This is a genomic window from Salegentibacter haimaensis (assembly GCF_054121495.1).
Map to the genome: position 1 here is coordinate 221,088 of NZ_JBSYGH010000002.1, position 23,986 is coordinate 245,073.

Here is a 23,986-nt window from a genome sequence, read left to right on the forward strand (position 1 = left end):
AAGGAGAGCAAGACCATTAGTATTATAGTCCACATTGCATTGATTAGGGCAAAAATCAACATATCAGAAGCAAATGATGCAGGAATTTCAGCTCCCACCTGTGCGAAAATTTCAGTCAGATCATTATTTGCCGAGACATAAGCGATGACAGCACCTAAAACTCCCCCCCACTAAAAGGTTTATGAGCCAGATGCTAATTTTAGCAGTTCCCGGCCTATCTATAATATAGTAATAGATGACAATTAACGCTAAGGCGATACCAATAGAATATAGTGCAACAGGAATGTACAGGTCGTTTGAATACATTTGATCTGAAAATTCTCCCAGGTAAGCCCCTTGCCAGAGTTCGTAAAAATTTGCAATTAAATTTTTCAATGGTTTAAGTATTTGGTTATTATTTTACCGGAATTCTAATTTTAAAATATTCGTCGTTCCCAGCCTTTTGTCTATAAGCCCTTGAAACTCCCTCAACCAGGGATCCGAAACCGAAGGTTTTTGATTGTTCCAGTGAGTCATTTTTTATCCCGCGATCATCAGCACTATGAGCTTGCTGCACCCAGGCAGGTATCTTTTTTTTAAGGGCCAGGACTAAATCTTCTGAAATTCGCCCGTTTGCAGTGAAGACTATTGCGTGGGTGAATTTCTTATCATTGATTTTAACAAGCGCCGATGGATCCAATTTCAACTCACCCATTTCCTGAAATAATAAATTTTTGCCCTGAACCCTGCCTATATCCTTGAGAGTAAATTCAGAATTTGCCAAATGATAATTATCCTTTTCCATTAGATAGTTATCATTTAATGGTAAGGCAGACAAATCGGCCAGGACCGTGAACTGGAGATTTCCATTATTAGGATAGCTCACCACTTCCAGCTCCTGCCCTCTACTTTTAAGACGGCCATTGTTAGCAGTAGAAGTTAGTATTTGAGTATTTATATTTGGAAATTCAACAGCAGTAAATAATGCTTCATTTTGATAACCGGGAGCATTCTTTAATTGTTTTGCAATATTGTGCTGAAATACATTCATTAACGCTTTAGGTGCAATTACAAAGTAGTAATAGGGTCTGTTTTTTATACCTGAAATATGCTTATTATTTATATCATAATAGGTTCCATTAAAATCACTGGAAAAACTAAAAATTCGGGTTTCTAAATCTTCATTCCCATTACCCGCTTTTTGAAATACATCCTGTGTGTATGTACGAAGTTTGTTTAATGCCGAGGGGGTATCTGGTTCCTTTTCTGGGGAGTATATAAAGTCGGCCATTACTATTGAAATCACATCACCTTTCTGATTTTGTAAAACAGTATTTAATATCTCTTCAAAATTGCTGCTTCCTTTATTTCCTTTATTAGCAGTAGAACTCGGAGTAAGGGCTTCGGAAATCTTAGTATTATCCACGCCGAAAGTTGTAGGCGTAAGTTCATTATTCAACAGAAAAAATTCTGTATCGAGATCAATATTTGATTCATTGTCAACAGCTACCAATAATTCACGAAAAACATCCTTGAAATTGGTATTCCCATTAATATACCCATCCATACTCAAGGTATTTTCAAAATAGATTTTTACGGTGGCATTTAATGGAGTGTTTGCTGGCAGCGGAGTGGGTGGAGAATTGGCAGGGGTTGAATTTCCATTCCCCTGATCATTAGTATTTCTCCCACATGAAATAACAAAAACAGATAAAAGAAGAATTTGGAATAAATATAATTTATACATCTGTAGGTTAAATTAGGCCTGTATAATTAAGAAATATTTAAGAAAAAACAAAACTTTTATTAAGTATTGTTTAATTTATTTCAATCTGCTTTCCTATCATTCTTTCATAACTAAAGCTTATTTCAAGCTTTCGAATGTTTTGAAATACAAATAGCATTAAACAGCAGTAAATCTATAACTAATGCTGCGAAAAGAATTACGGGTTTCCGTAAAAGGAGTTAAAGTAGGCTTGAGATCTCAAACCTTTAAGAAAAAAACTTAGTGATTATAAACGTATTTATCGATAATATACTTAGTCACCGGCTTAAGGGTTTTTCCATTTTCAGGATGGATTCCAGGAGCTGAAAAGAATTCAAGCTGGTTATTTGATTTGTCATACCAGATCACCGGTTCGTCATTGTGGAAGAATTTGGTAGAGGTCGTTACTTCAACTTTTCTAAAATTTTCGAGGAGATTCTTATTGTAGGATTTTTCCAAATTATCCCCGGAACATTGAGTGAGCACATACTCTTTTCCATTCCATAGCAGACAATCTTCTGTGCCTGTAGAATAGCCAACATAACCGGAAACCCCTAAAATTAAAATCAGGCCGGTTACAACAATCGCTATTTTACCAGGGTTCTTGATTGGTATATTATATACTGGAGGTTTTTCAGATTTTGAATTTTTTAAAACAAAGTCTTCGTAGGATGCATAGTTTAAATATTCGGCTAAATAATCCCGTATTTCTTTATTAGGAGAAGATTCATTCTGGTAATACCTAATAAGAGATTTTGAAGAGATAGAGTATTTATGATTAAGAAGCATTAATTCAGATAAGTGTTCAGCTCTTCCATTTAAGGAAGATTTTCCTGACTCTTTTTCGGCTTTTAAAAATACCTGATCTAATAATTCTGTTTCCATTCCCTCAAAATTGGTCCTAAAATTAGAAAATTATCCTGGACAAGCCAATTAGACAAACTTGTCCAGACTCTGTCGCCCTTTGTCCAGCCCTCCTGACCCAATTTTGTTTTGTGATTATCACGAGAACCTTTTTCTATTGAAAAGGCCTTAATGAATTGTTGAGACTTTGAGAAAACGGGAAGTTTCTCCCAGTCTTCTGCAATTCAACTTCCCAAGACTCCCCGGTATGCCGGCAGGAGAAATAATGTCCAATTTTTAACAATCAAACTATGAGAGCTAATTATTTAGTAATGGCAATTGCCATTATGGGAAGTACTATCGCGTGTACCAAAACAGAAATTGATGAAGAAATTCCTGTTGTAATGTCTAATGGTGAAGATGCTAATACTGATCCGGATATTGAGCATCCAGATGGAGATTAGATTTTCCCTTTAATTATTTCAAGTCGCTTCTACCCGGAGCGGCTTTTTTTTATTTCCCGTTGTGAGTTCTTCGTGTTACCTGTTGCCAGTTGCCTGTTCCCGGCTCCCCTAGGAAATTCAAAATTTAAAATTCAAGATTCAAAGTTGTTTCGGGTTTCGGGTTGCGCGTTGCGGGTTCGATTTTCCTCACTTTTAGCCTTTGAGGACTTTGGGGAATGTCCCGTTCCCTGTTCTCCGTTCCCGGTAAATTTTTAGAAAATCTAACCTGATTTACGCAGTTTTTGGAATTGCGCAAACTGCGTATTCTGCGCATCTTGCGCAAAGCTGTAGGATTTTCTTTCAACTTTGCGCAGTATTGTCAGTTTTGCCAGTTTGCGCAGTTATTATTTTTGCGCAATTCAAGTAAGAATTCTGGGATTCACGAATTATTAATCCGGCTTTTACGAATTGTGAAATATATCGATCTACAGTTCGATCTACTAATTTTAAATTAGCTGCAATTTCCAGGTATTTTTCTCGTGTGAATTCTAATGGCAAAGCATCCAAAAATCGTTCTTTTCGGTTTTTTCGGCGGTTGAGTTTGGCTTCTTCGGGGAGGTGGGAAAAAACCCGGGAGGAATGTAGCACCAGGATCTTTACCATTTGCATCACTATTTTAAAATCGCGGGTTTCGACCTCTCGGGAAGAGGAAAGATCGGCGTCTTCCATAATTCGAAGTGCACTTAATAGCATCATCATTCGAAAGGCAATTAGTCCAAGTCTGCGCACCGTGGCGATGTATTCTTCGTCTTCCAGGTTGAGGTAGCGGGTCTGCAGATTGGTGAAATAGGTGTTGAATTCTGATTGTTGACCCGGGGAAAGATAGATCCGCAGCGGAGGGGCCTGCAAAAGGCCCTGGTATAATCCTAAAAATTCTTCCCCTAAATCCAGGTAATACTGATCGATGCCGTCTTCCACCGTCACCTCAAATACATTCTTCCAGATAGGTTTGAGATTCATATAATAGAAAATAAATCTCGAAAAAAGGCCATTTTCAGCCGAGGGGATTAGGCTGGTGATTTGTTTCGGGGTTCCTGAAAGCACGGTTGATAAACAGGGCGTTTCGATGTCTACATACTCCCTGTCGGTTCGCCGGTAGTAGGAAATGGTTTCGTGATGAAAAGCCTTTCGAAATCCGTCGCTGTAATTGCCGTAATCGCTTTTAAAGGATTGCGCCAGGGTATCGCCTTCGGTTTCGAAAATGAGTCCGTGGCCTTTATTGTCGGAAAGCAATTGAAAAACTCCGGTAGTCGAGTTATTGGCTGGAATAAACAGCATCCGCTCGGGAGGTTTGCCGGGTTTTTCTTTCGTCTGATTCTTCTCCATATTGTACTCGGCCAGTTCACTGGCATATTGGAGTTTGAGCATTTTAGCCTGTTCCCGTAAATTCTTATGAATGGGCAGCACCAGTTTCTTGCAGAGGCTGAGCCTACCCTTGCCGGCCGATGCCGGGGCGGTGACAAAAAGATATAAATTTGGGTAGATTTTCTTTCCGTCATAAATGCCATACAACTTCGGAAAACAGGCACTTAAACTGGTCAGCGATCCTAAAAGTAAAATATCTCTTTCCTCAGAGCTGGTGGCCGGTTCTACTACTTTCTGCAGAAACTCAGGTAAATCATAATAAATATCCTCCGGAAAAGTTGGCATTTCTTCCTCTTCGTCTGAATCTTCGGTTTCTGAAGCTTTTTCTTCGGAAAGCACTGATTTAACCTCAACTTTCTCTGCAGGAAGTTTGAGTCCGGCTTTATGAAAGTGATGGTAAAAGGTCGCAATGCTGATGCCGCTGCCTTTGGCTTCCAGGCATTTTTTGTACTGCTCGTCGCATTCTTTGGAATTGTACCCGGGATGAAATCGGGAGATCCTGTGGAAATAATCCCGGCCTGCCTCGCCAAATTCTTCAGCTAAGGCAAAGCCGAGATCTCTCCAGGTGGGGTAGTTGGGGGTTAGGTCGGTGTTTGCAGTTTCTATGGCTTTGATATAGTCCTCGATCCCTCGACTTTGCTCGGGATTTTGTTGCCTGTTGCCTGTTGCCTGTTGCCCGTTAATTTTGGGTTCGGGGTTTAGCCAGTCGCTTGGGTTGAATTCAGTGTTCATTGCTGTTTGTGGTTTGTGGTTTGTGGTTTTTTGTTGGTTCTCTGTTCTCTGTTTTGGGTTCTCTGTTCGGTTCTCGGTTGTGGGTTGTCTGTTCTCGGTTAAAAAAAACTCTTAACTCATAACCCTTAACCCTTAACTCTCGCGCAGCACCGCTTCGGGATCGTGGCAGAGAAAACAGGCGCGGGAGATGTCTTTGCCTGAGGGGTCGGGTGTTAGGTTGTAAGTGCTTTTCAGATAATTGGAGATCGAGTTGAAATAATCCCGATGCGTGGCGCAGTCGGTATCGATTTTCACGATCCATTTGAGTCCGTCGCCGGAGGGGGAAGTGAACAGCAAACAGGTTTTGATCAGTTTATCTTTGAGCAACAAATGCCTGGTTTTTGGCAAATTTTCGAGATGATCGAAATCCAGGCACAACAAATTCGAATGCTGCAGTAACTGATCATCGCTTCTTTTCCTGAAAACTCCAGAAAAACACACATAATGAAAATGATTGGCCTTGAATTTTCTTCGTTCTTTAGGATCGCTGAGTTTTCTGTAGTTTTCAGTGAGCTGTTTGAGGGCTTTTCCTTTTATATAGCGATAGACCTCGGGCAAGGTGACTTCTTTGGCCGGAATCGTATTTCGAATAGGAGCCTGAAAAATGCTAAAAACAGGTTCGGGATCTTCGTTTAAAAATTGACTGGCGTTTTCTTCCGCCGGGATTTTAAGGCGTAGGTGCATTACCTGGTTGACCTGGTAATAGAGTTCTGCAGTAGTAGCAAAGCGAAGGTGAAAATTGGCAAAATCGAAGACATCGCCATCGCATCCCGGCACCTCGATATCCCTGTGGCAGGCACAGCCGTCTTCCAACCATATTTGTAGGGTCTTCTTTCCGGCATTAAACGGACTGTGCGTGAGCTCACAGGTTTTGCCTTTGCATTTCAGCATATTTTGGGGGAAATACTGCCGAAGCACCCAGGCATATATCTTCAACCCGTAGTGGGTTTTGGCCAGGATATTTTCTTTATTGAGTAACATCCTGTTGAGGTTTAAATTGAACTTTGTGTTTATCGAGCAACTCCTGAATGTCAGAAAGTCTGAAGTAGATTTTTCCAACCACCACGTAGTAAGGAATGATCTTTTGTTCGCGCCAGCTAAGCGAAGTGCGACGGGAAATTTTAAAAAGCTGCAGGAAATCGGCGTGGTCCAGCAGAATGAACTGCGGTTCCAGGAGTCGGTATTGCTGATACTTCTTCAGCAATCCTTCCAGTTTCCGGTTGATCTCCCTGATCTCCTTAATGCTGAGGTGGTCGGGTTTTTTCATCAGTTCAGCGGAATTAAAGATGCTTCGATTTCCGATCTTTTGAAGTACACGCGGTTGCCCAGGCCGTGACGTTTCAGTTTTCCGCTACGCCCCCAGTTGTGAATGGTGCTGAGGTCGACTTTTAAAAGCTCGGCCACCTCGGTGCGGGTGAGCAGTTCAACCGGTTCCTTAGGCTGAAAGTCTTTTTTGAGGCTTTCCAGCTGAAGCCGAATCCCTTCCAGGATAGCTTCCTGCAGTTGCTCGGGAGTAATTTGGATGAATTGAATTTGTGACATCGTTGAAATAATTTTAGATGATTACTTCAACAAAATTCCATCAGATTTCAGGAGGGCGTACGCCCTTTAATACGCCCTATTTTTAATTCATAAAGATTTTTCGCACTTTCTCGAAGTAATTGTAGGAAGTGTAGCGAATGCGATCTTCGTTGGAATTCGGGTTGAGCACCGCGATGTTGCCTTTGATTTGGCGATCGGTACCGCCGATGAGCATCATAATGATCTCCCGTTGTTTTTTCTGCGGAAGTTTTTTGAGTTTTGGGGAATTGAATACGCCCAGTTCATCCAGAAGCGCAATCTTAAACGGAAGCGGAATATTTTCTGAAAAATCGCTTTGAATTTCCTCTTCGGAAAAATGATGTGCCGGGGCTTTGTATTGCAGCATCACCGGATCCTGGTTTATTTGTTCTTTTACCAGATGATACTGAAGAAATAGTCGGAATTGCACCAGGTAGTACAGACATACGAAGGCGAATTTGTACTTCTTTCCGCCGGGGTGCTTGAAGTTCTTGTGGAAACAGGATTGAGTTTTAAAACAATCCCAGGTGAGTTGGATGCAATGCTCGGCCAGCTGAAACAGATCCAATACATATTTGCCCAGGACGGGTTGTTTGTGATAGTATTCGATAAGCTGAACAATATGTTGTTCCACCTGTTTGCCCAGGGCCGGAAGTTCCTGCAGTTCCTTTTTGAAATCAATTCCTACAACTGTGCCACCCTCCTGCAGTTGCGGACTGGTATGCAGTAAGCTTAATTTTGAATTGAAAATACCCTTAATTTCAGAATAAATAGTCTTTGCCTCTTGAAAGCTCATATAAAAAAACCGATAAAAAACAAAAGCTTGGGGCTATTGGGCGAAAACCAGTAGGGTAGATAATTTTCGGATGAACAATTTATAAAATAAACTTAATTATTTTCATTAAAATAAGATTATAATTGAATAATTCTTTGTTTTTATAGGTACGATTAACTAATACGTTAATCAATTAGCGTATTCGTTAATTATCTTCAATTATTAAGCCTTGCGCATCGGTGCTGCTTTATGTTGTTCGCGGGCTTCGAGTTTGGCGAGGTCTTTCATCGCTTTAGCCAGGGAAAGAGCATTTTGATTTCCCTGTTTCCCCACATAGCGCAGGAACTGTTGTTCAGAAGAATGCCCGGTAGCTGAGATTAGCAGGGCTGTATTGATCTTTCCGTAATAATTCGTAGCGAAGGACCGTCGGCCGATATGAGTGCTTACAGCGTCGTATTTGGGCATTTCCATAGACCTATAGCGTTTGGTCTCTTTATCCTTTCGGTAGACCGTAACCATTTCGTCAATTTCGGCCAGTTTACAGACCTTTTTGATATATCGGTTATACAGCGCTTTATTGCTTTCTACATTATCTGAGAAAATGGGAGGGAAGTTGCCTTTGCGTTTATCCAGCACCGTTAAGACCTCATCATTCAACGGGATATAAACCGATTTCTGCGTCTTTTCCTGGCTAATATCCAGGAATTTTAAACCTTCCATATCCACTACATTCTCTTTTTTGAATCTTAGGAAATCAGATACCCGTTGAGCGGTAAAACAACTGATTATGAGCCAATCCCGGGCAATGTCCAAATGTTCCTGTTCAATCTCAACACTGATTATTTTCTGGATTTCTTCAAAGTTAAGATGTATATGTTCGGTCTTTCGATATTTCTTTCCTTTTGTTATGAATTCCAATTCGGGGTGGGAGGGAACGCCATTTTCTCTGGCGTGATTACATAAAGTTAGAATCACTTTGAGGGTTTTCACAATAGTATTATGAGCATAATTCTCTTTTTCGCACCATCGTTGTAATGATGCCGCAAATTTTTTATTAACATCTTCGATCATCACTGGGGGATAGGTTTCCTGATACCTCTTCAACCTATTTTGAAAAACCCTCATTTTCTTTTCGGTTGAAGGTCTTATACTCTGTTTTTTTGATTTGAAATAAAAGTCAAAATAGTCAACCAGCTTATGAGGCACAAATTCCTTTTTTTGAGGATTTATGATTTGTCGTAACCAATCGGAATTAATAATCTCATAATCTTTACGTGTATTAAGATTGGCAATGACTTTAGCTTTAAGTTCATCGAGCTTGCGCTGTAAAATTTCTAAGGCGGCATTTTCCTGTTCAATAAGTTTTTTCAGTTCTGACGATCCGGAAACCCTATTGAATTTAATCTTGCCCTTGGAGAAATTTGAAGGAGATACCGAGAATCGTGTTTTCACTTTGGCATCGATTTCCAATCCTTCCCTTAATCTTAAATATATTATGGCAGGATCCTTTTTTGATTGCAGGAAATAATTAATAGTCATAATGTGGTAAAAAGGTGTAGTGCAAAGTTAAAAAAGTTAGTCCATATTTAGTCCATAATTTTTAACATTACCTCATAGCCATTCACAGCTATTCTATTTAAAAATTCTTGTAAAGTACTGTAAACAAAGGGTTCTTCGCAAATTTGTAATGATTTTTAAAATCCTCTAATTCTTAAAAAATCGCCTAGTTCGAATCCTCCCGCGGTCACATTAAGCAGAAAGTCTGCAGCGAAAGCTGCAGACTTTTTTGTTTTTCGGAAAAGCCGGGCTTGCCCGGGGCTTTGGAGGAAAACAAAAAAGTGCACCGGCGCTAGCCGGGGCAGACTTCCTATTTGCAGAAGGGACTGCTGTGAGGAAAGGCGAAGCCAATCCTGCTATTTCTTGAATTTGGGATATATTTTTCATCCTCCGGGAATGGGTTATTTACCCTAGAATTTCAATAAACTCTTTAATCGCAGCCGCTCATTCCAGCGAGAATTGGATTGAACTTGTGTCGATTTTTGCATTCGGCTCAGAAACTGTTCGATATTCCTGAAAGCATTCGTTAACGATTGAATGTCGGGCTTTTTACTTGATGCTTTGGCTTTCCTTTCGCAATCCTCGACTGGGTTAGAATTGATAGCAGGTTTAGAAAAATAGATTTCCTAATTCAGAGGGAATAGAATCTAAAATACCTCAAAAAGGGTATTTCGAATTGTCTTAAGCTGCCCTAGTTTTGAACCAATACATTAATCAAGAAAGTTACTGAGATTGTCCTTCTCGCATTCATGATTTGTTATTGACTTTTAAAATTTTAATTAGCCTAAATGGCTGGATTTTCTTGCCCCATATTCGGCCATTTTTTAGCAAATAGACTAACTCTAAAATGAAACCAAAGAAAAAGCTATTAGTTGTACTCTCTTTCGCAGTTTCTGCAGTAAGTTTTTCCCAGGAAATACCGGCGGAAAATTTGAATGATGACCAACCTAATCTAAGACCAATTCGAATAGGAGCGAAAATTGGCTTTCCAAATTTAATAGGAGGGAATGTTGAATACCTTACTCCTTTGTTGCGAGATAAGTTATCTGTCAGCATAGATTACTCCTTAGTAAAATCTACCTGGTTTATTGAAGGAGAAGATGAAAATGGTGAAGTGGATGGAGATAACGTTAATTTTAACTATTTAGAAGGAGGGCTTAACTACTATTTTTTCAAGCCCGGAAAAGGATTGTATGGTGGTGTAAGTTATGGTATGATGAAATTGGAGGGCACTTCTTATTGGGTTTCATCTGGGGATTATGAAGACGAAAAAATTGGAACTGGGACAATAGACTACACCAATAATTCTTTTAATATCAAACTCGGAGCAAAAATGGGAGGCTTATTCTATTTCCGACCGGAAATTGGGTATGCCTTTACACCCTTGCCAAATACTATTGAAATGAATGTAAAATACGATGATGGCAGCAGCGAAACCCAGTCTGAACAGATATTCGAAGAAGGTAGTTTCCTCACGAAAGGCTTTATTGCAAATATTGGATTCGGATTTTCTTTTTAGAAATAAATTTCAAGATTAATCATATAAAAACAACAGGTATGAAATTAAATTTTTTAATGTTTCTCGTCATCGGCTTTTCCCTTTTCACTCTTAATTCTTATGGATGTGAAAATATAGAAGCCTATTATGGAAAAAAGAAGGTAAAGGTAGGAGTATCTGAGTCGGATGCTGAGATTTATGTAAATGGAAGATTAATTGGCAAAGGCTCTACTGAAGTCTTGGTACCTAAGGATGATTGTGTAACTGTTACGACCAAAAAGACAGGTTTCATAAGTGAAACTATAGAGTTTTGCAATCAAAAAGGTATGACAAAACCTCCTAAAACTTACTATATAAGTTTAAAAACAGATGATGCCTTTGATGCTTCCGTACAAACCGATATCGCTAATGTTGACATTGAAATAAGAGCTTTAGAGCTTGGAAAGGATAAAGCCTGGAAATTGATTAATCAAATTGTGCTCAATTATATTGATGTAATCGAAATGACCGATAAAGAAACCGGTTATCTTAGAACTGCCTGGTCTGTTCAACCTTTTGAACAAAATACGATTAGAACCAGGATTATTGTAAAGGAATCCTCTAGCAACCCTTTGGCTTTTAAAGTTAAACTAGTGAGTGAAGAATCGGGAAGCATAATGACCAGTGTTAAAGATGATCACCTTTATAAGGAATGGGATAGGGTATTACGAAGTTATGATAATACGATTGGGGAACTCCAGGCCAGAGTAAAATAAAAAATAAACACCTATGAAAATTTTTAAATTATTTTTCATTGTTTTCCTGCTTCTGGGAATCCAGGGCTGTTCAGAGGAAAATTTGGATGAAGACGAATCGGCACAAATAAGCGAAGATCCGAATATTAATAACTTCATTGCAACATTAGAGAGTTGGAACATCCGGCCTTTAAATTCTGTTAAGTGGCAACATGAAACTGATGAGGATGGGCTACTCTCAAAATCATATATGTATGAAAAATTTCCCGAAAGAATTTTATGGGAAATAGACTATTTAGAATTTTCAGCAGATAATCTTCCTACATCTTATGATAAAACATACTATTCTTATGGTGAATTTACCAATAAGTACAGGTGGGAAGTTTCATATAATGATAATCTAAGTCTTGCCAAATTGACGGCATATATAGATGGAGAATATAGCTACGAAAACATTTTTAATGAATTGGATTCTGATTTTCGGGTTAAAAGTATTTCGCAAATTACAGAAGATGCAACACTTAGCGAGGTTTACGCTTATGATGAAGAGGGTAATGTAGAAATTATAAATGGATATATTGATACTGATCCTAATTCATCAGACCCTTATTATCGTTTTGAAAATTCTTACAACTCATTCCAGGATTATAATTCTTATAAGTATAAAGAGTTCGAAAATGATTTTTCGATAGAAAGATTTTTTTCTTATAGAGATAATAACACCTTGGAGTTGACCTATTCAGAAGGAGAGCATCAAGGAGAACAGTACCATAGACATATCGATTTTGATGAAGATGAAAGAATGACATATGAAGAAATAATATATGGAACGACACGTTGGGAGGCGACCTTTTACTCTGATGGAGGTTTTAAAACGAATAGTTATTTTGTCAATGATATTTTACAATGGCAATATACCTATTTTGAAGATGGTTCATTCAGTTTCAGAGAAAATGAAGCGAATGGAGAATATACTATTATTTATTATGATACTGAAGGGCGTGTATATTTAGTTGAGCACTACGACTCTGATGGAAATCTGGTTTCATCTGAAGAATATTCTATTCAGAAAAAATCAATATTTGAAAGTAATACTGCAAAATTTTATAAAGAAATTAAAAGATTGCAAATGCTATATTGATTAAATTAGTTTTAGACTTTTAAGTGTTGAGGATAGCCCGGGATATAGCTTGGGCTTATCATTTTCTCCGTAATTTGCCATAAAGAATTATTTTATTCTAATGGTTTTTTAATATATTGCGAAAATGTTAAAAAATTTAACTTTATGGATGCGGATTTTAACTCAATAGCAACTTATTGGAAAAAGTCATATGTAAAACAAGGAGAAGAGTGCGAGAAATATGCAAATTCTGAGGAGTTTAAAAGAATGGCCAGACTAATGGCACCGGGAAAATCTTATTATTACATTGCGAATTTCCAGAATCTGAATATAGAGATGATGTCTGATTCGGTTACCAATTTTATTGGTCAGGATTATTGTCCAAATAATATTAAATTTCCGGATATTTTAGCCCTTGCCCTGCCTGAAGAAATTGAGAAAATACAACGGAAAGAACAGGTCATTAAGGATTTTTTTCTGGATTATATTTCTACAACTGAAGTATTAAATTACAAAGTTATATACACCTATATTATAAATGACTATAGTGGAAAAAGGAGAGTAATTCTCCATCAAGCTACGCCCTTATCCAAAGATGAAAACGGTCATTTTCAACATGTCTTTAGTCTTCATACCGATATTAGCCATTTAACCAGCCAAAGTGTTGAAGAAATTTCTATAATTCATAATAATGGCGGAAAAAGTTATTTCAATATTTGTTCAAAAAAAGGCAGGTTTATACCTGATTTGCATAGTCAGAAAATATCCTTACGTAAATTAATTTCAGATCGGGAGCTCGAGATCATAAAACTTTTAGCACAGGGGCTGAACGCAGGAGAAATTTCCGCAGAATTATTTATCTCAACCCACACCGTTAGAACCCATCGAAAAAATATATTGCTAAAAACCAACTCTTTAAATACCACCCAATTAGTTTCGAGGTGTATTGCTGCAGGACTTATAGAGCCTAAATTATAGGAAGAATTATATAATATCACTTAATAAACTCTTTTAATAATTAACTTTTAGGATAAACCTCTCTCTGTGCTATTCAATTGTTAAAATTTACTATTTGAAATGGTCCTATATGAAAAAAGAGACTGTCTTTCAAACAACCTCTTTTTCTAATCCAATAAATAAATTAGTTCAGTCTAAAACATATACCCTATAGAGAGTTGAAAAACACCATTTTTTATACTATAATCATCATCCATCTCAGTTTCTATTATATTAGATAGACCTGCATTATAGCGCGCATTAAAAAAAAGGCCCATATCTAGTTGATAGCCCACCCCTGCAGCCAGGCTGAAATCAATAGTTTGAGCATCTTCAATTTCCTCCTCATATGATTCTGTCTCTCCGTCAAAAGTATATTCCTCCTCTTCTTTTGCATTTAACAAAATTCCTAATTGTGGACCAAATTGTAGATTTAAGCCATCTGTGATATAATATTTTGCTAATAATGGGATATTTATATAATCCAAATTAATTTTGTAATCTGCTGTTTCTGTGCCGTCTTCCCAGGTTTCACTATCGGAATGTTGAGCTCCTTGAGCAGAATAGATTAATTCCGGTTGAAACGAAAACCTTTCAAAAATTGGAATTTCTGAAATTACACCTACATGAATTGCGGTACGACTATCCAGTTCATCAGTATCTCCATTAAGAGTAGCGAAATTAGCACCAGCTTTAACCCCGAAATTAAATTCTTGAGCTTTTAAGGATGCTAATGCTAAAATTGAAAGGCCAATAGTTAATGTAAATTTTTTCATTTTATTTGAATTTAAGTTATTGACAATAATAAATCTATAAGAATTTTAATACAATACCTCAAAATGGGTATTTTTTAATTTTCGAAAATTAAGAGGATTACTCAAGACAACTGAAATGTCAGAAAATTAATCGATTTTGCATTATGGTGCAGTCTTTGTTTATTTCTGTGAAAATTGCAACTAAAGATGAAACTGCTTAGAATCACAAAACAAGGCGAAAATTATAAAGTACGAAGTGAAGTGCCGGTTCGGGTTTTGGGAATAAGTTTGGGTACCCGCCTGGTTGATTATCTTTATCTTACTTCAGAAAATAAATGGGTATTGGCTGTGTCGAAAAAGCCGGCAGGGAAGTTTGCTCAAAAAAAATTAAATAAGTGGCTTAAAGATCATAAGCGCTTTATAGAGGGGCAGGAAATGCCATTATTTTAATCCGACACCTAAACGACAACCTCAGTAGGATCCCGAATTTTAATTTAAAGTTAATCTTTAGCTATTTGTATTTTGCAGATTTAGGCCCTTCCCCTGCGTCTTCAGGGATTTCAGTTGAAAACTCTTTACTAAACTCTTATTCTGATTTAGAAATTTTTAAAGTTTCGCGTTAAACTAGGCACAAATAATTTTGATGCCCGGGCTTAAGCCATAATTTTGATCCTGTAATTAACTAATAAATCTATTATTTTATGGCTTCTTATATAAATCAAAATGAAATAAAGGCGGCATTACAACAGCTGGTAAAGAAATATGTTGAAGAATGTGAAAATTGCGACAGGCTGCCTGAAGAATTTATAAGTCTTATCAAACATAACTTTCTTGCAAAGTATGTCTATTATAACAAGGAGAAAAAACATATCGAAATTGGAATCGATGAATCTTATTCTCCTGAAACCTATCCTGAAATCAAAGTTTATAAATTTCCGGTAAACAAGGCATCCGAGTGGCTTGATAAATCTTTCAGAAAAGAGCAGGGAGATCTTGAATTCTACGGAAGATTGCTCAATAAAAATGAAATTTTCAGCGCCTCTGAAGTTGTGCTGGCAAGAAGATAAAAATGTTTTGCCCCAATTGAGAACGACTTTTAACCTCCGGTTTTAAGTCGTTTTTTTATACCTTATTCTGAAACTTTTTATTATGATTATCGAACTTCAAAGAATATATGAATCTGCGGGCGAGGCTGATAATTACAGAATTTTAGTAGACCGGCTTTGGGCCAGGGGTATTTCTAAAGATAAAGCCAAACTCGATGCCTGGGAAAAAGACTGGGCGCCCTCAAATGAGCTTAGAAAGCGTTTCCATTCTTCAGAAATCGACTGGGGAAATTTTAAAAAATCTTATCAGAAGGAATTAGCGGCTAATCGAGATAATATCAAAGAAAAGCTCGAATCCTACGATCTCAGGAAGAAAATAATTCTGTTATACGTTTCAAAAGATCCTGAACAAAATCACGCGATACTCCTAAAAGAATTTCTGCAGGGACTATGATAGTTTTTCCTGAATATCATCCATAATCATCGGGGCGTGAACCCGGGAATTTTCAATAAACCATTTATGGGTTTCCACGCCACCGCAAATCACTCCGGCCAAATAAATTCCGGGAACATTGGTTTCCATGGTATTTTCATCATAGGTGGGAATCTTCCTTCCATCATCAGATAATTGAATTCCCATTTTCTTCAGAAATTCAAAATTGGGTCGGTAACCGGTTAGCAATAAAACAAAATCATTTTCCAGGCTAATTTCACCTTCTGGAGTATCTATAATAACTACATCTTCCTTGATTTCTACCAATTTTGAGTTGTATAAAGCCTTAATGCTGCCTTCTTTGATGCGGTTAATAATATCTGGCCTCACCCAGTATTTCACGCGTTCCCCAATATCTTCTTTCCTAACTATCATAGTAACTTCACCACCTTTCCGGTAAATCTCCAAAGCGGCATCTACAGCCGAATTGCTCGCGCCCACCACAATGGTCTTTTGAGTCGCGTAAAAATGCGGGTCTCCATAATAATGTTTCACCTTTGGAAGGTCTTCTCCGGGAATATTCAGGTAATTTGGAATGTCATAAAACCCGGTAGCCACCACCACATTTTTCGCCTGGTAGGTTTGTTTTTCGGTGATGATTTGGTGTAGATCGTTTTCAAGACTTTCTACAGTATTTACCTTTTCAAAAAGTTTAATGTTTAGCTTGTTTGAAGTAGTGATACGGCGATAATACTCCAAAGCTTCAGCTTTTACCGGTTTTGGATTATTGCTTATAAATGGGATGCTATCCAATTCCAGTTTTTCTGAAGTGGAAAAAAAAGTCATTTTGGTAGGGTAGTGGTAAAGCGAATTCACCAGGCATCCCTTTTCTAAAATGAGGTAAGATAGATTTTTCTTTTTGGCTTCAAGCCCACAGGCAATGCCTATGGGCCCTCCGCCAATAATGATCACATCGTAAATATTCTTAGGAGTTTGCAAGTTGTTTCAGGTTTTTAATGGTTTCCTGTTGGTCTTTGGCTTTAAATACAAAACTTCCTGCTACCAAAACATCGGCACCGGCTTTGGCCAGTTTTTCGGCATTTTGATCGGTTACCCCGCCATCAATTTCGATTAAAGTGCCTGCATTAGCGTTGGTGATAATTTCTTTAAGACGTGGCACCTTGGCATAAGTATTTTCGATAAAGCTTTGGCCGCCAAATCCAGGATTTACGCTCATAATACAAACCAAATCGATGTCTTTAATCACATCCTTTAGAAGATCTACAGGGGTATGAGGGTTAATGGCGACCCCGGCGCGCATTCCTTCGGCTTTAATGGCCTGCAGCGTGCGATGTAAATGAGTGCAGGCTTCGTAGTGCACGGTAAGTACATCGGCTCCCAGTTTGGCAAATTCACCTATGTACCTGTCTGGATCAACGATCATTAGGTGGACGTCGATGGTTTTTTGCGCGTGTTTATTAATAGCCTGCAATACAGGCATTCCAAAGGATATATTCGGAACAAAAACCCCGTCCATAATATCGATGTGAAACCAATCGGCTTCAGACTGGTTCACCATTTCAATATCACGTTGTAGGTTGGCAAAATCGGCAGCCAGGATTGATGGGGCAATAAGCTTTTTACTCATTCTAAAGTTGTGTTGTGTTTGAGAACGCAAAAATAAAAAGATAAAAGCTAATTGATGCCTTCAGCAAATTTATTTAGAATATACTTTACCGATCCCTGTATTTGCGGATTGAGTTTATGAATTTGAGTTAGATACCTTTCAAAATCACGGGAATCATATCGTGAATCCAGGGAGATAAATCCGGCGTCATACTCATCGAATTTTTGAGCTTCTACCTCTTTTTCAAAGATGGTGATGATGTCGTAATGTCTTTCATCATCTTTAATTCGTTGAAACAGTTTTTTGAGCTTTTCCTGGTCTCCTTCGAGTACCTGAAAAAAGTTGCCCTGAGAATAGAGTAAAATTCCTGTAATTGAATTGTCGTTGTTCCAATTTTTGCTGAAGTGTAATGCCTCCTGGATTTCCTCGTCATAAAGTGATGAGCTTACTGTGCTCACATAGCTTATAGCGTAGCGCATAGAATGGTTATTAAGAATCGTTTAAAGATAGCATTATTTTTCGGGAAGTAAGAATTTCACTTACAAGCATGAAAAAACCCCGGTTCATCACGCCGGGGTCATTCATCAATCAAAAAACGAACAGTTATGTTACTAACCGGTAATCAGCCGGTATTAACTGTTGTCATCTTCAATATTTATCCTAGATAGGTTTTTAGGATTTTACTTCTTGAGGTATGTTTCAACCTTCTAATCGCTTTTTCTTTAATTTGTCTAACTCTTTCACGTGTTAAATCAAAAGTCTCGCCAATTTCTTCCAAAGTCATTGGGTGCTGGTCTCCCAGGCCAAAATAAAGTCGAATTACATCGGCTTCACGCGGGGTAAGGGTTTCCAGAGCACGCTCTATCTCGGTTCTAAGAGACTCGTGTAAAAGCTCTTTATCGGGGTTTGGAGATTCGCCTGAACGCAATACATCGTAAAGGTTAGAATCCTCACCTTCTACCAGAGGAGCATCCATAGATACGTGACGGCCGGAATTCTTCATAGATTCCTTTACGTCATTAATAGTCATATCCAGCTCCTTGGCGATTTCTTCAGCACTGGGCGGACGCTCGTGTGATTGCTCTAAAAATGCAAAGGTTTTATTGATCTTGTTAATAGACCCAATCTTGTTTAGCGGAAGTCTTACAATACGTGACTGTTCGGCCAAAGCCTGAAGTATAGACTGGCGAATCCACCAAACGGCATAAGAAATAAATTTAAAACCACGGGTTTCATCAAATCTTTTGGCGGCTTTGATAAGGCCCAGATTTCCTTCGTTAATAAGGTCGGGGAGGGTTAGACCCTGGTTTTGGTATTGTTTTGCTACCGAAACCACGAATCTTAAGTTTGCTTTGGTTAATTTTTCAAGGGCGCGGGTGTCGCCTGCTTTGATTCGCTGAGCTAATTCTACCTCTTCATCGGCAGTAATCAAATCAACTTTTCCTATTTCCTGTAAATACTTATCCAGCGAAGCGGTTTCACGGTTAGTAACCTGCTTCGTAATCTTCAGTTGTCTCATCTATCGTCTCCTTGGATTTTTAATTGTGAATAGCTCTTGTATATAGTGATACGTAAGTACTTCCGGAAATGTTACAATTTTTTTAAAAAATTTGGAAAAGTCAATCTTAACCCAACCATATTTATTCTTCGGAAGCCTTAATATAATTGGCTTCAGCAGGAAAATGTGCAAATCGAAAATTTTTACGCCACAACTTAGTCGGAAGCAGGGAATATAGCTTTCAGAAACAACCGGAAATAAAAAAAAGCTGCCCGAAGACAGCTTTTTGAAATATAATTCAGCAGAAATTAATCATCTCTACGGTTAGGTCTATTGCCGCGGCTGCGGTCATCACGGCCACCACGGTTGTCACGAGAGCCACGATTGTCACGACCTCTGTCGTTACGGTCGTTGTCTCTTGGCGGACGTGCCTGGTAACCTTCAGGTTTTTCAAGCAAAGCTTTTCTTGAAACTTTCTCTTTTCTGGTTTTTGGATCTACACCAAAATATTTCACCTCGATCTCATCACCAATATTTACAATATCGGTAACATTATCGGTGCGTTCCCAGGCAAGTTCAGAAATATGAAGCAGCACCTCATTTCCTGGAGCCTCAAGATACTCTACCACAGCACCAAAATCAAGAACTTTAATCACCTTAACTTTATAGATAGCTCCTTTTTCGGGTTTAAAGGTGATAGAGTCAATTTTAGCCAGAACTTTTTTGATTCCTTCAGGATCGGTACCAAGAATCTCAACAATTCCCTCTTCGGTTACAGGATCTTCGTTAATTACGATTTCGGTTCCTGTAGTTTTTTGTAGTTCCTGAATAACTTTTCCTCCAGGTCCAATCAATGCACCAATAAATTCATTCGGTATTCTTCTGGTGATGATTTTTGGCGCGTGAGCTTTCACTTCCTGGTTAGGCTCAGAAATGGTTTCGGTAAGTTTTTCAAGAATATGAAGTCTTCCGGCACGAGCTTGTTTTAGCGCTTTTACCAAAATATCATAAGGAAGTCCTTTTACTTTAATATCCATCTGGCAGGCTGTGATCCCGTCGGCAGTCCCGGTTACTTTAAAGTCCATATCTCCCAGGTGATCTTCATCTCCAAGAATATCAGAAAGTACCGCGTGACGATCTCCATCAGAGATCAATCCCATAGCAATCCCTGAAACCGGTTTTTTCATTTGAATTCCGGCATCCATCATCGCCATAGTTCCGGCACAAACGGTAGCCATAGAAGACGAACCATTAGATTCCAATACTTCAGAAACAATTCTTACGGTGTAAGGGTTGTTTTCAGGAATCATTCCTTTAAGGGCGCGCTGTGCAAGGTTACCATGTCCTATTTCACGTCTTGAAGTACCTCTAATCGGGTAAGCTTCTCCAGTACAAAACGGAGGGAAGTTGTAATGCAGGTAGAAAGTTTCTTCTCCCTGGTGGGTTGGCATATCTATGGTATTGGCTTCTCTTGAAGTCCCAAGAGTTACGGTTGCCAGGGCCTGAGTTTCCCCACGGGTGAAAATTGCCGAACCGTGAACCGATGGTAAATAATCGGTTTCACACCAAATTGGTCTGATTTCGTCGGTTTTTCTGCCGTCTAATCGTATACCATCAGCCAGGGTTAGTTCTCTAACGGCTTCTTTCTCGGTTTTGCTGTAATATTTTTTAATCAGCTTTTCGTTCTCTTCCAGTTCTTCTTCAGAAAACAAGGCTAATACCTCTTCTTTTACTGCTGAAAATGCCTCGCTGCGTTCTTTTTTACCGTGACCGCCTTTAGCGATTTCGTAAATCTTATCATAAGCTGCCTGGCGAACTTTTTGCTCGATTTCTTCATTTTCTTCAGCGGTGGCATATTCTCTAACCTGCTTTCTTCCAAAAGCATCGGCCAGTCTATGTTGCGCGGCGATTTGTTTTTTTATGGCTTCGTGAGCGAATTGAATGGCATCGGCCATTTCTTCTTCTGAAATTTCTTTCATTTCACCCTCTACCATCATTACTGAATCTTCTGAAGCACCGATGATCATATCGATATCAGATTCTGCCAACTGGCTACGGCTTGGGTTAATTACAAATTCCCCGTTAATTCTACCTACACGAGCTTCAGAAATTGCGGTTTCAAAAGGAATGTCAGACAGTTGTATCGCTGCTGAAGCTGCCAAACCTGCAAGAGCATCGGGCATTACTTCTTCGTCGTGAGACATCAACTGAATCATCACCTGGGTCTCAGTTCTGTAATCTGAAGGGAATAGCGGGCGAAGTACACGGTCTACTATACGCATAGTAAGTACTTCCCCGTCGCTTGGGCGGGCTTCTCTTTTGAAGAAACCACCCGGGTAACGGCCTGCGGCCGCAAATTTTTCGCGATAGTCTACAGTTAATGGAAAAAAGTCCATAGTGCTCTCCTTATAAGAAGAAACAACGGTACAAAGCAGCATCGCTTTCCCCATTTGCACAACAACCGACCCGTGGGCTTGTTTTGCTAATTTTCCGGTTTCGATCGAGATTTCTCTTCCATCTCCAAGATCGATGACCTCTTTAAATACTTGTGGAATCATAGATAAATTTTTCAAAGTCAAACCTGGTTTTACAGGTTTGTGTTAAACAATGGTCTCCGTCAAACAGGACGGTCTGAGTTGTGTTGTGTGTAGTTGTTGTTAGACCAATGAAAAACTATTCGCTTAGCGAATGACAATTTTTCGCCCCAGAGGGGCTTTTATAAATAAAAAAAGGGGGCGTAAAGCCCCCTTGAAAATTATTTTCTTAATCCTAATTCTTTAACGATAGCACGATATCTCATAATATCTTTCTTCATTAAATAATCAAGCAGGCTTCTTCTTTTACCTACCAGCCTTACCAGCGAACGCTCGGTGTTAAAATCTTTACGATTCTTTTTCAAGTGCTCTGAAAGGTGAGCAATTCTGTAAGTAAAAAGAGCGATTTGCCCTTCAGCAGAACCGGTATCGTTTTTTCCTTTACCGTGTTTTTCAAAAATTTCCTGCTTTTTTTCTGCGCTTAGATACATTCCAATATTGTTTAAATGATTTTTATGTATTTGACAGGTTTTCTGTCAGGCGGCAAATATACTATTTTCCGCAATGATTCGCTCGTTAAAGCAATATTTATTTTCTTATGGGCTGATTTTGAATTAAATCCAGGTAAAGATTCACCTTATTTTTTAATTCTGAACGCTTCACGATAAAGTCTAAAAATCCGTGTTCCAGCAGGAATTCAGAAGTTTGGAAATCCTCGGGCAGGTCTTTTCCGGTGGTATCTTTTACTACCCTTGGCCCGGCAAAACCAATTAATGCACCGGGTTCAGAAATATTGATATCTCCAAGCATCGCGAACGATGCGGTTGTACCCCCGGTTGTAGGGTCGGTACAAAGGGAAATGTAAGGAATTTTTGCCTCGGCAAGTTGTGCCAGTTTTACAGAAGTTTTGGCTAACTGCATTAATGAAAGCGCTGCTTCCATCATCCTGGCTCCTCCCGATTTTGAGATGATCATAAACGGGATTTTATTCTTCAAGGAGTAATCGGCTGCACGGGCAATTTTTTCCCCAACTACAGATCCCATAGACCCTCCAATAAAGCGAAAATCCATACAGGCGATTACCAGGTCTTTTCCTTTAGATTTTCCAACGGCAGTACGCACGGCATCTTTAAGCCCAGTTTTTTCTTCGGCAGCCTTAAGTCTTTCGGTGTACTTTTTAGTGTCTTTAAAATCCAGCGGATCTTTAGAGGTCATATTCTTATCGAACTCTTCGAATTTATTATCATCGAAAAGAATTTGAAAATACTCCTTGCTGCCTATTCTAACATGGTAACCATCTTCAGGACTTACATAGAAATTGCTTTCTAATTGTTCGGCATCTACGATCTTCCCGGTAGGAGATTTGTACCATAGCCCCTTGGGAACATCTTTCTTTTGTTCGGTTGGGGTTTGAATTCCTTTTTGTGTTCTTTTAAACCAAGCCATTCAGTTAAATTTCGGGTTTGTTTAGGGTAAGCTATAAATACAAAAACAGCCGAAATCCTGGAGATTTCAGCTGTTTTCATAGGTCTTTTATAAAGTCTTTACATTGTTAAGATCTTCGAATGCCTTTTTAAGGCGGGCCTTGAAGGTAAGTTCTCCTTCACGTACCCATTTTCTCGGATCATAGTATTTCTTATTAGGAACATCGTCACCATCAGGATTACCAATTTGAGTAGCCAGATAATCTTTCTTGGCAGCCATATAATCTCTAATTCCTTCGGTATAGGCGTATTGAAGGTCGGTATCGATATTCATTTTGATTACTCCGTAGCCAATAGCTTCACGAATCTCTTCAACGGTAGAACCACTTCCTCCGTGGAATACAAAATCGATATGGTTTTCTTCCACCCCATATTTCTCGGTGATATATTCCTGAGAATTTTTAAGGATTTTCGGCGTAAGTTTTACGTTTCCGGGTTTGTATACCCCGTGTACATTTCCGAAGGCAGCAGCGATAGTAAATTGATCGCTTACTTTGCTAAGTTCTTCGTAGGCGTAAGCAACCTCTTCTGGTTGGGTGTATAACTTTGAAGAATCAACATCGGTATTGTCTACTCCATCTTCTTCACCACCGGTAATTCCCAGTTCGATCTCAAGAGTCATCCCCATTTTGCTCATACGCTCAAGATACTTTTTGCAGATCTCGATATTCTCTTCCAAAGATTCTTCTGAAAGATCTATCATATGTGAGCTGTAAAGCGGCTTTCCAAATTGCTCATAATGCTTTTCGCTGGCATCTAGAAGACCGTCTATCCAGGGAAGTAATTTTTTTGCACAGTGGTCGGTATGCATAATTACAGTCGCACCATAAAGTTCAGCAAGTTCGTGTACATGTTTTGCTCCGGCAATGGCTCCTGCGATAGCAGCTTTCTCATTTTCGTTAGAAAGTCCTTTCCCGGCATTAAACTGGGATCCTCCATTAGAAAACTGGATAATTACGGGAGCCTTAAGCTCGGCTGCAGTTTCCAAAACAGCATTGATAGTACTTGAACTTACTACGTTTACTGCGGGGAGGGCAAAGCCTTTTTTCTTGGCAAAATTGAATATTTCCTGAACTTCTTTTCCTGTGGCTACGCCAGGTTTTATGTTGTGACTCATAATTTGATTATTTAGGCTTACAAAAA

Annotated in this window: 25 protein-coding genes; 8 read left to right on the plus strand and 17 right to left on the minus strand. The window is 38.8% G+C overall.

All coding sequences use genetic code 11. The features are described from left to right. Positions 1-394: 394 nt before the first annotated feature. Positions 395-1,726, minus strand: coding sequence for a hypothetical protein (locus ACW6QP_RS04300; protein ID WP_457909610.1), 1,332 nt, complete (start codon positions 1,724-1,726; stop codon positions 395-397). Positions 1,727-1,984: 258 nt separating this feature from the next. After that, the gene (locus tag ACW6QP_RS04305) at positions 1,985-2,629 is read right to left on the minus strand and encodes a hypothetical protein (protein WP_457909611.1); all 645 of its coding nucleotides are present in this window, start codon (positions 2,627-2,629) and stop codon (positions 1,985-1,987) included. A gap of 269 nt (positions 2,630-2,898) precedes the next feature. Here ACW6QP_RS04305 and ACW6QP_RS04310 point away from each other — a divergent pair, with 269 nt between their 5' ends. Continuing rightward, a complete protein-coding gene (locus tag ACW6QP_RS04310; protein WP_457909612.1) occupies positions 2,899-3,051 on the plus strand; it encodes a hypothetical protein in 153 nt (50 codons plus the stop codon). Positions 3,052-3,390: 339 nt separating this feature from the next. Here ACW6QP_RS04310 and ACW6QP_RS04315 read toward each other — a convergent pair whose 3' ends face one another. From ACW6QP_RS04315 to ACW6QP_RS04340, 6 genes are all read right to left on the minus strand, one after another. Next, the gene (locus ACW6QP_RS04315; RefSeq protein ID WP_457909613.1) at positions 3,391-5,187 is read right to left on the minus strand and encodes a DUF3987 domain-containing protein; all 1,797 of its coding nucleotides are present in this window, start codon (positions 5,185-5,187) and stop codon (positions 3,391-3,393) included. A gap of 132 nt (positions 5,188-5,319) precedes the next feature. Next, on the minus strand, positions 5,320-6,207 hold the full coding sequence (locus ACW6QP_RS04320; RefSeq protein WP_457909614.1) for a BT4734/BF3469 family protein: 888 nt from the start codon (positions 6,205-6,207) through the stop codon (positions 5,320-5,322). Beyond that, positions 6,194-6,493: a helix-turn-helix domain-containing protein gene (locus ACW6QP_RS04325; protein WP_457909615.1), complete on the minus strand. Its 300-nt coding sequence runs from the start codon at positions 6,491-6,493 to the stop codon at positions 6,194-6,196. The genes ACW6QP_RS04320 and ACW6QP_RS04325 overlap by 14 nt, the downstream gene beginning before the upstream one ends. Next, the gene (locus ACW6QP_RS04330; RefSeq protein ID WP_457909616.1) at positions 6,493-6,768 is read right to left on the minus strand and encodes a helix-turn-helix domain-containing protein; all 276 of its coding nucleotides are present in this window, start codon (positions 6,766-6,768) and stop codon (positions 6,493-6,495) included. The genes ACW6QP_RS04325 and ACW6QP_RS04330 overlap by 1 nt, the downstream gene beginning before the upstream one ends. A gap of 82 nt (positions 6,769-6,850) precedes the next feature. Continuing rightward, positions 6,851-7,582, minus strand: a complete 732-nt coding sequence (locus ACW6QP_RS04335; protein ID WP_457909617.1) for a hypothetical protein — start codon at positions 7,580-7,582, stop codon at positions 6,851-6,853. 201 nt (positions 7,583-7,783) lie between these two features. Next, positions 7,784-9,013 carry a phage integrase SAM-like domain-containing protein gene (locus ACW6QP_RS04340; RefSeq protein WP_457909618.1) on the minus strand — a complete coding sequence of 410 codons (1,230 nt, stop codon included), beginning with the start codon at positions 9,011-9,013 and terminating at the stop codon, positions 7,784-7,786. Between the two features lie 952 nt (positions 9,014-9,965). Between ACW6QP_RS04340 and ACW6QP_RS04345 the strand changes: the two genes are divergently transcribed. From ACW6QP_RS04345 to ACW6QP_RS04360, 4 genes are all read left to right on the plus strand, one after another. Beyond that, on the plus strand, positions 9,966-10,637 hold the full coding sequence (locus ACW6QP_RS04345) for a hypothetical protein (protein WP_457909619.1): 672 nt from the start codon (positions 9,966-9,968) through the stop codon (positions 10,635-10,637). Between the two features lie 38 nt (positions 10,638-10,675). Beyond that, positions 10,676-11,371: a hypothetical protein gene (locus ACW6QP_RS04350; RefSeq protein ID WP_457909620.1), complete on the plus strand. Its 696-nt coding sequence runs from the start codon at positions 10,676-10,678 to the stop codon at positions 11,369-11,371. A gap of 13 nt (positions 11,372-11,384) precedes the next feature. Continuing rightward, complete coding sequence (locus ACW6QP_RS04355) at positions 11,385-12,491, plus strand: hypothetical protein (protein WP_457909621.1); 1,107 nt, start codon at positions 11,385-11,387, stop codon at positions 12,489-12,491. Between the two features lie 144 nt (positions 12,492-12,635). Then, positions 12,636-13,448, plus strand: a complete 813-nt coding sequence (locus tag ACW6QP_RS04360; RefSeq protein WP_457909622.1) for a response regulator transcription factor — start codon at positions 12,636-12,638, stop codon at positions 13,446-13,448. A 173-nt stretch (positions 13,449-13,621) separates the two neighbouring features. On the opposite strand, the gene ACW6QP_RS04365 is transcribed toward ACW6QP_RS04360, so the two are convergent. Then, entirely contained in the window at positions 13,622-14,242 is a 621-nt protein-coding gene (locus ACW6QP_RS04365; protein ID WP_457909623.1) for a porin family protein, read from the minus strand. A 186-nt stretch (positions 14,243-14,428) separates the two neighbouring features. On the opposite strand from ACW6QP_RS04365, the gene ACW6QP_RS04370 reads away from it, so the two are divergent. The 3 genes from ACW6QP_RS04370 (at position 14,429) to ACW6QP_RS04380 (ending at position 15,721) form a co-directional block, all read left to right on the plus strand. Beyond that, entirely contained in the window at positions 14,429-14,671 is a 243-nt protein-coding gene (locus ACW6QP_RS04370) for a hypothetical protein (protein WP_457909624.1), read from the plus strand. A gap of 251 nt (positions 14,672-14,922) precedes the next feature. After that, a complete protein-coding gene (locus tag ACW6QP_RS04375) occupies positions 14,923-15,288 on the plus strand; it encodes a hypothetical protein (RefSeq protein WP_457909625.1) in 366 nt (121 codons plus the stop codon). A gap of 82 nt (positions 15,289-15,370) precedes the next feature. After that, positions 15,371-15,721 carry a DUF488 domain-containing protein gene (locus ACW6QP_RS04380; protein WP_457909626.1) on the plus strand — a complete coding sequence of 117 codons (351 nt, stop codon included), beginning with the start codon at positions 15,371-15,373 and terminating at the stop codon, positions 15,719-15,721. Here the strand turns inward: ACW6QP_RS04380 and ACW6QP_RS04385 are convergent. The 8 genes from ACW6QP_RS04385 to fbaA all read right to left on the minus strand — a co-directional run bounded on the left by ACW6QP_RS04385 (position 15,716) and on the right by fbaA (position 23,960). After that, a complete protein-coding gene (locus ACW6QP_RS04385) occupies positions 15,716-16,699 on the minus strand; it encodes a YpdA family putative bacillithiol disulfide reductase (protein WP_457909627.1) in 984 nt (327 codons plus the stop codon). The genes ACW6QP_RS04380 and ACW6QP_RS04385 overlap by 6 nt on opposite strands. After that, complete coding sequence (rpe, locus tag ACW6QP_RS04390; protein ID WP_457909628.1) at positions 16,686-17,348, minus strand: ribulose-phosphate 3-epimerase; 663 nt, start codon at positions 17,346-17,348, stop codon at positions 16,686-16,688. The genes ACW6QP_RS04385 and rpe overlap by 14 nt, the downstream gene beginning before the upstream one ends. Before the next feature lie 47 nt (positions 17,349-17,395). Next, on the minus strand, positions 17,396-17,806 hold the full coding sequence (locus ACW6QP_RS04395; RefSeq protein WP_457909629.1) for a BLUF domain-containing protein: 411 nt from the start codon (positions 17,804-17,806) through the stop codon (positions 17,396-17,398). A gap of 176 nt (positions 17,807-17,982) precedes the next feature. Continuing rightward, entirely contained in the window at positions 17,983-18,846 is an 864-nt protein-coding gene (locus ACW6QP_RS04400) for a sigma-70 family RNA polymerase sigma factor (RefSeq protein WP_457909630.1), read from the minus strand. 287 nt (positions 18,847-19,133) lie between these two features. Next, positions 19,134-21,383 (minus strand): polyribonucleotide nucleotidyltransferase, encoded by a 2,250-nt coding sequence (locus ACW6QP_RS04405; RefSeq protein ID WP_457909631.1) that lies wholly within the window; start codon positions 21,381-21,383, stop codon positions 19,134-19,136. Positions 21,384-21,580: 197 nt separating this feature from the next. After that, positions 21,581-21,850, minus strand: coding sequence for a 30S ribosomal protein S15 (gene rpsO, locus ACW6QP_RS04410; RefSeq protein ID WP_457909632.1), 270 nt, complete (start codon positions 21,848-21,850; stop codon positions 21,581-21,583). Between the two features lie 97 nt (positions 21,851-21,947). Further along, entirely contained in the window at positions 21,948-22,805 is an 858-nt protein-coding gene (accD, locus tag ACW6QP_RS04415) for an acetyl-CoA carboxylase, carboxyltransferase subunit beta (RefSeq protein WP_457909633.1), read from the minus strand. 87 nt (positions 22,806-22,892) lie between these two features. Next, a complete protein-coding gene (gene fbaA / locus ACW6QP_RS04420; RefSeq protein ID WP_457909634.1) occupies positions 22,893-23,960 on the minus strand; it encodes a class II fructose-bisphosphate aldolase in 1,068 nt (355 codons plus the stop codon). Positions 23,961-23,986: the final 26 nt, after the last annotated feature.

What these genes read in the sequence shown, in the direction of transcription:
- ACW6QP_RS04360 (WP_457909622.1), top strand. Translation starts at nt 12,636, where the DNA reads ATGGATGCGGATTTTAACTCAATAGCAACTTATTGGAAAAAGTCATAT.
- rpe (WP_457909628.1), bottom strand. Translation starts at nt 17,348, where the DNA reads ATGAGTAAAAAGCTTATTGCCCCATCAATCCTGGCTGCCGATTTTGCC.
- accD (WP_457909633.1), bottom strand. Translation starts at nt 22,805, where the DNA reads ATGGCTTGGTTTAAAAGAACACAAAAAGGAATTCAAACCCCAACCGAA.
- ACW6QP_RS04310 (WP_457909612.1), top strand. Translation starts at nt 2,899, where the DNA reads ATGAGAGCTAATTATTTAGTAATGGCAATTGCCATTATGGGAAGTACT.
- ACW6QP_RS04375 (WP_457909625.1), top strand. Translation starts at nt 14,923, where the DNA reads ATGGCTTCTTATATAAATCAAAATGAAATAAAGGCGGCATTACAACAG.
- ACW6QP_RS04395 (WP_457909629.1), bottom strand. Translation starts at nt 17,806, where the DNA reads ATGCGCTACGCTATAAGCTATGTGAGCACAGTAAGCTCATCACTTTAT.
- ACW6QP_RS04345 (WP_457909619.1), top strand. Translation starts at nt 9,966, where the DNA reads ATGAAACCAAAGAAAAAGCTATTAGTTGTACTCTCTTTCGCAGTTTCT.
- ACW6QP_RS04355 (WP_457909621.1), top strand. Translation starts at nt 11,385, where the DNA reads ATGAAAATTTTTAAATTATTTTTCATTGTTTTCCTGCTTCTGGGAATC.
- ACW6QP_RS04315 (WP_457909613.1), bottom strand. Translation starts at nt 5,187, where the DNA reads ATGAACACTGAATTCAACCCAAGCGACTGGCTAAACCCCGAACCCAAA.
- fbaA (WP_457909634.1), bottom strand. Translation starts at nt 23,960, where the DNA reads ATGAGTCACAACATAAAACCTGGCGTAGCCACAGGAAAAGAAGTTCAG.
- rpsO (WP_457909632.1), bottom strand. Translation starts at nt 21,850, where the DNA reads ATGTATCTAAGCGCAGAAAAAAAGCAGGAAATTTTTGAAAAACACGGT.
- ACW6QP_RS04330 (WP_457909616.1), bottom strand. Translation starts at nt 6,768, where the DNA reads ATGTCACAAATTCAATTCATCCAAATTACTCCCGAGCAACTGCAGGAA.
- ACW6QP_RS04320 (WP_457909614.1), bottom strand. Translation starts at nt 6,207, where the DNA reads ATGTTACTCAATAAAGAAAATATCCTGGCCAAAACCCACTACGGGTTG.
- ACW6QP_RS04335 (WP_457909617.1), bottom strand. Translation starts at nt 7,582, where the DNA reads ATGAGCTTTCAAGAGGCAAAGACTATTTATTCTGAAATTAAGGGTATT.
- ACW6QP_RS04300 (WP_457909610.1), bottom strand. Translation starts at nt 1,726, where the DNA reads ATGTATAAATTATATTTATTCCAAATTCTTCTTTTATCTGTTTTTGTT.
- ACW6QP_RS04405 (WP_457909631.1), bottom strand. Translation starts at nt 21,383, where the DNA reads ATGATTCCACAAGTATTTAAAGAGGTCATCGATCTTGGAGATGGAAGA.
- ACW6QP_RS04370 (WP_457909624.1), top strand. Translation starts at nt 14,429, where the DNA reads ATGAAACTGCTTAGAATCACAAAACAAGGCGAAAATTATAAAGTACGA.
- ACW6QP_RS04325 (WP_457909615.1), bottom strand. Translation starts at nt 6,493, where the DNA reads ATGAAAAAACCCGACCACCTCAGCATTAAGGAGATCAGGGAGATCAAC.
- ACW6QP_RS04350 (WP_457909620.1), top strand. Translation starts at nt 10,676, where the DNA reads ATGAAATTAAATTTTTTAATGTTTCTCGTCATCGGCTTTTCCCTTTTC.
- ACW6QP_RS04400 (WP_457909630.1), bottom strand. Translation starts at nt 18,846, where the DNA reads ATGAGACAACTGAAGATTACGAAGCAGGTTACTAACCGTGAAACCGCT.
- ACW6QP_RS04365 (WP_457909623.1), bottom strand. Translation starts at nt 14,242, where the DNA reads ATGAAAAAATTTACATTAACTATTGGCCTTTCAATTTTAGCATTAGCA.
- ACW6QP_RS04305 (WP_457909611.1), bottom strand. Translation starts at nt 2,629, where the DNA reads ATGGAAACAGAATTATTAGATCAGGTATTTTTAAAAGCCGAAAAAGAG.
- ACW6QP_RS04380 (WP_457909626.1), top strand. Translation starts at nt 15,371, where the DNA reads ATGATTATCGAACTTCAAAGAATATATGAATCTGCGGGCGAGGCTGAT.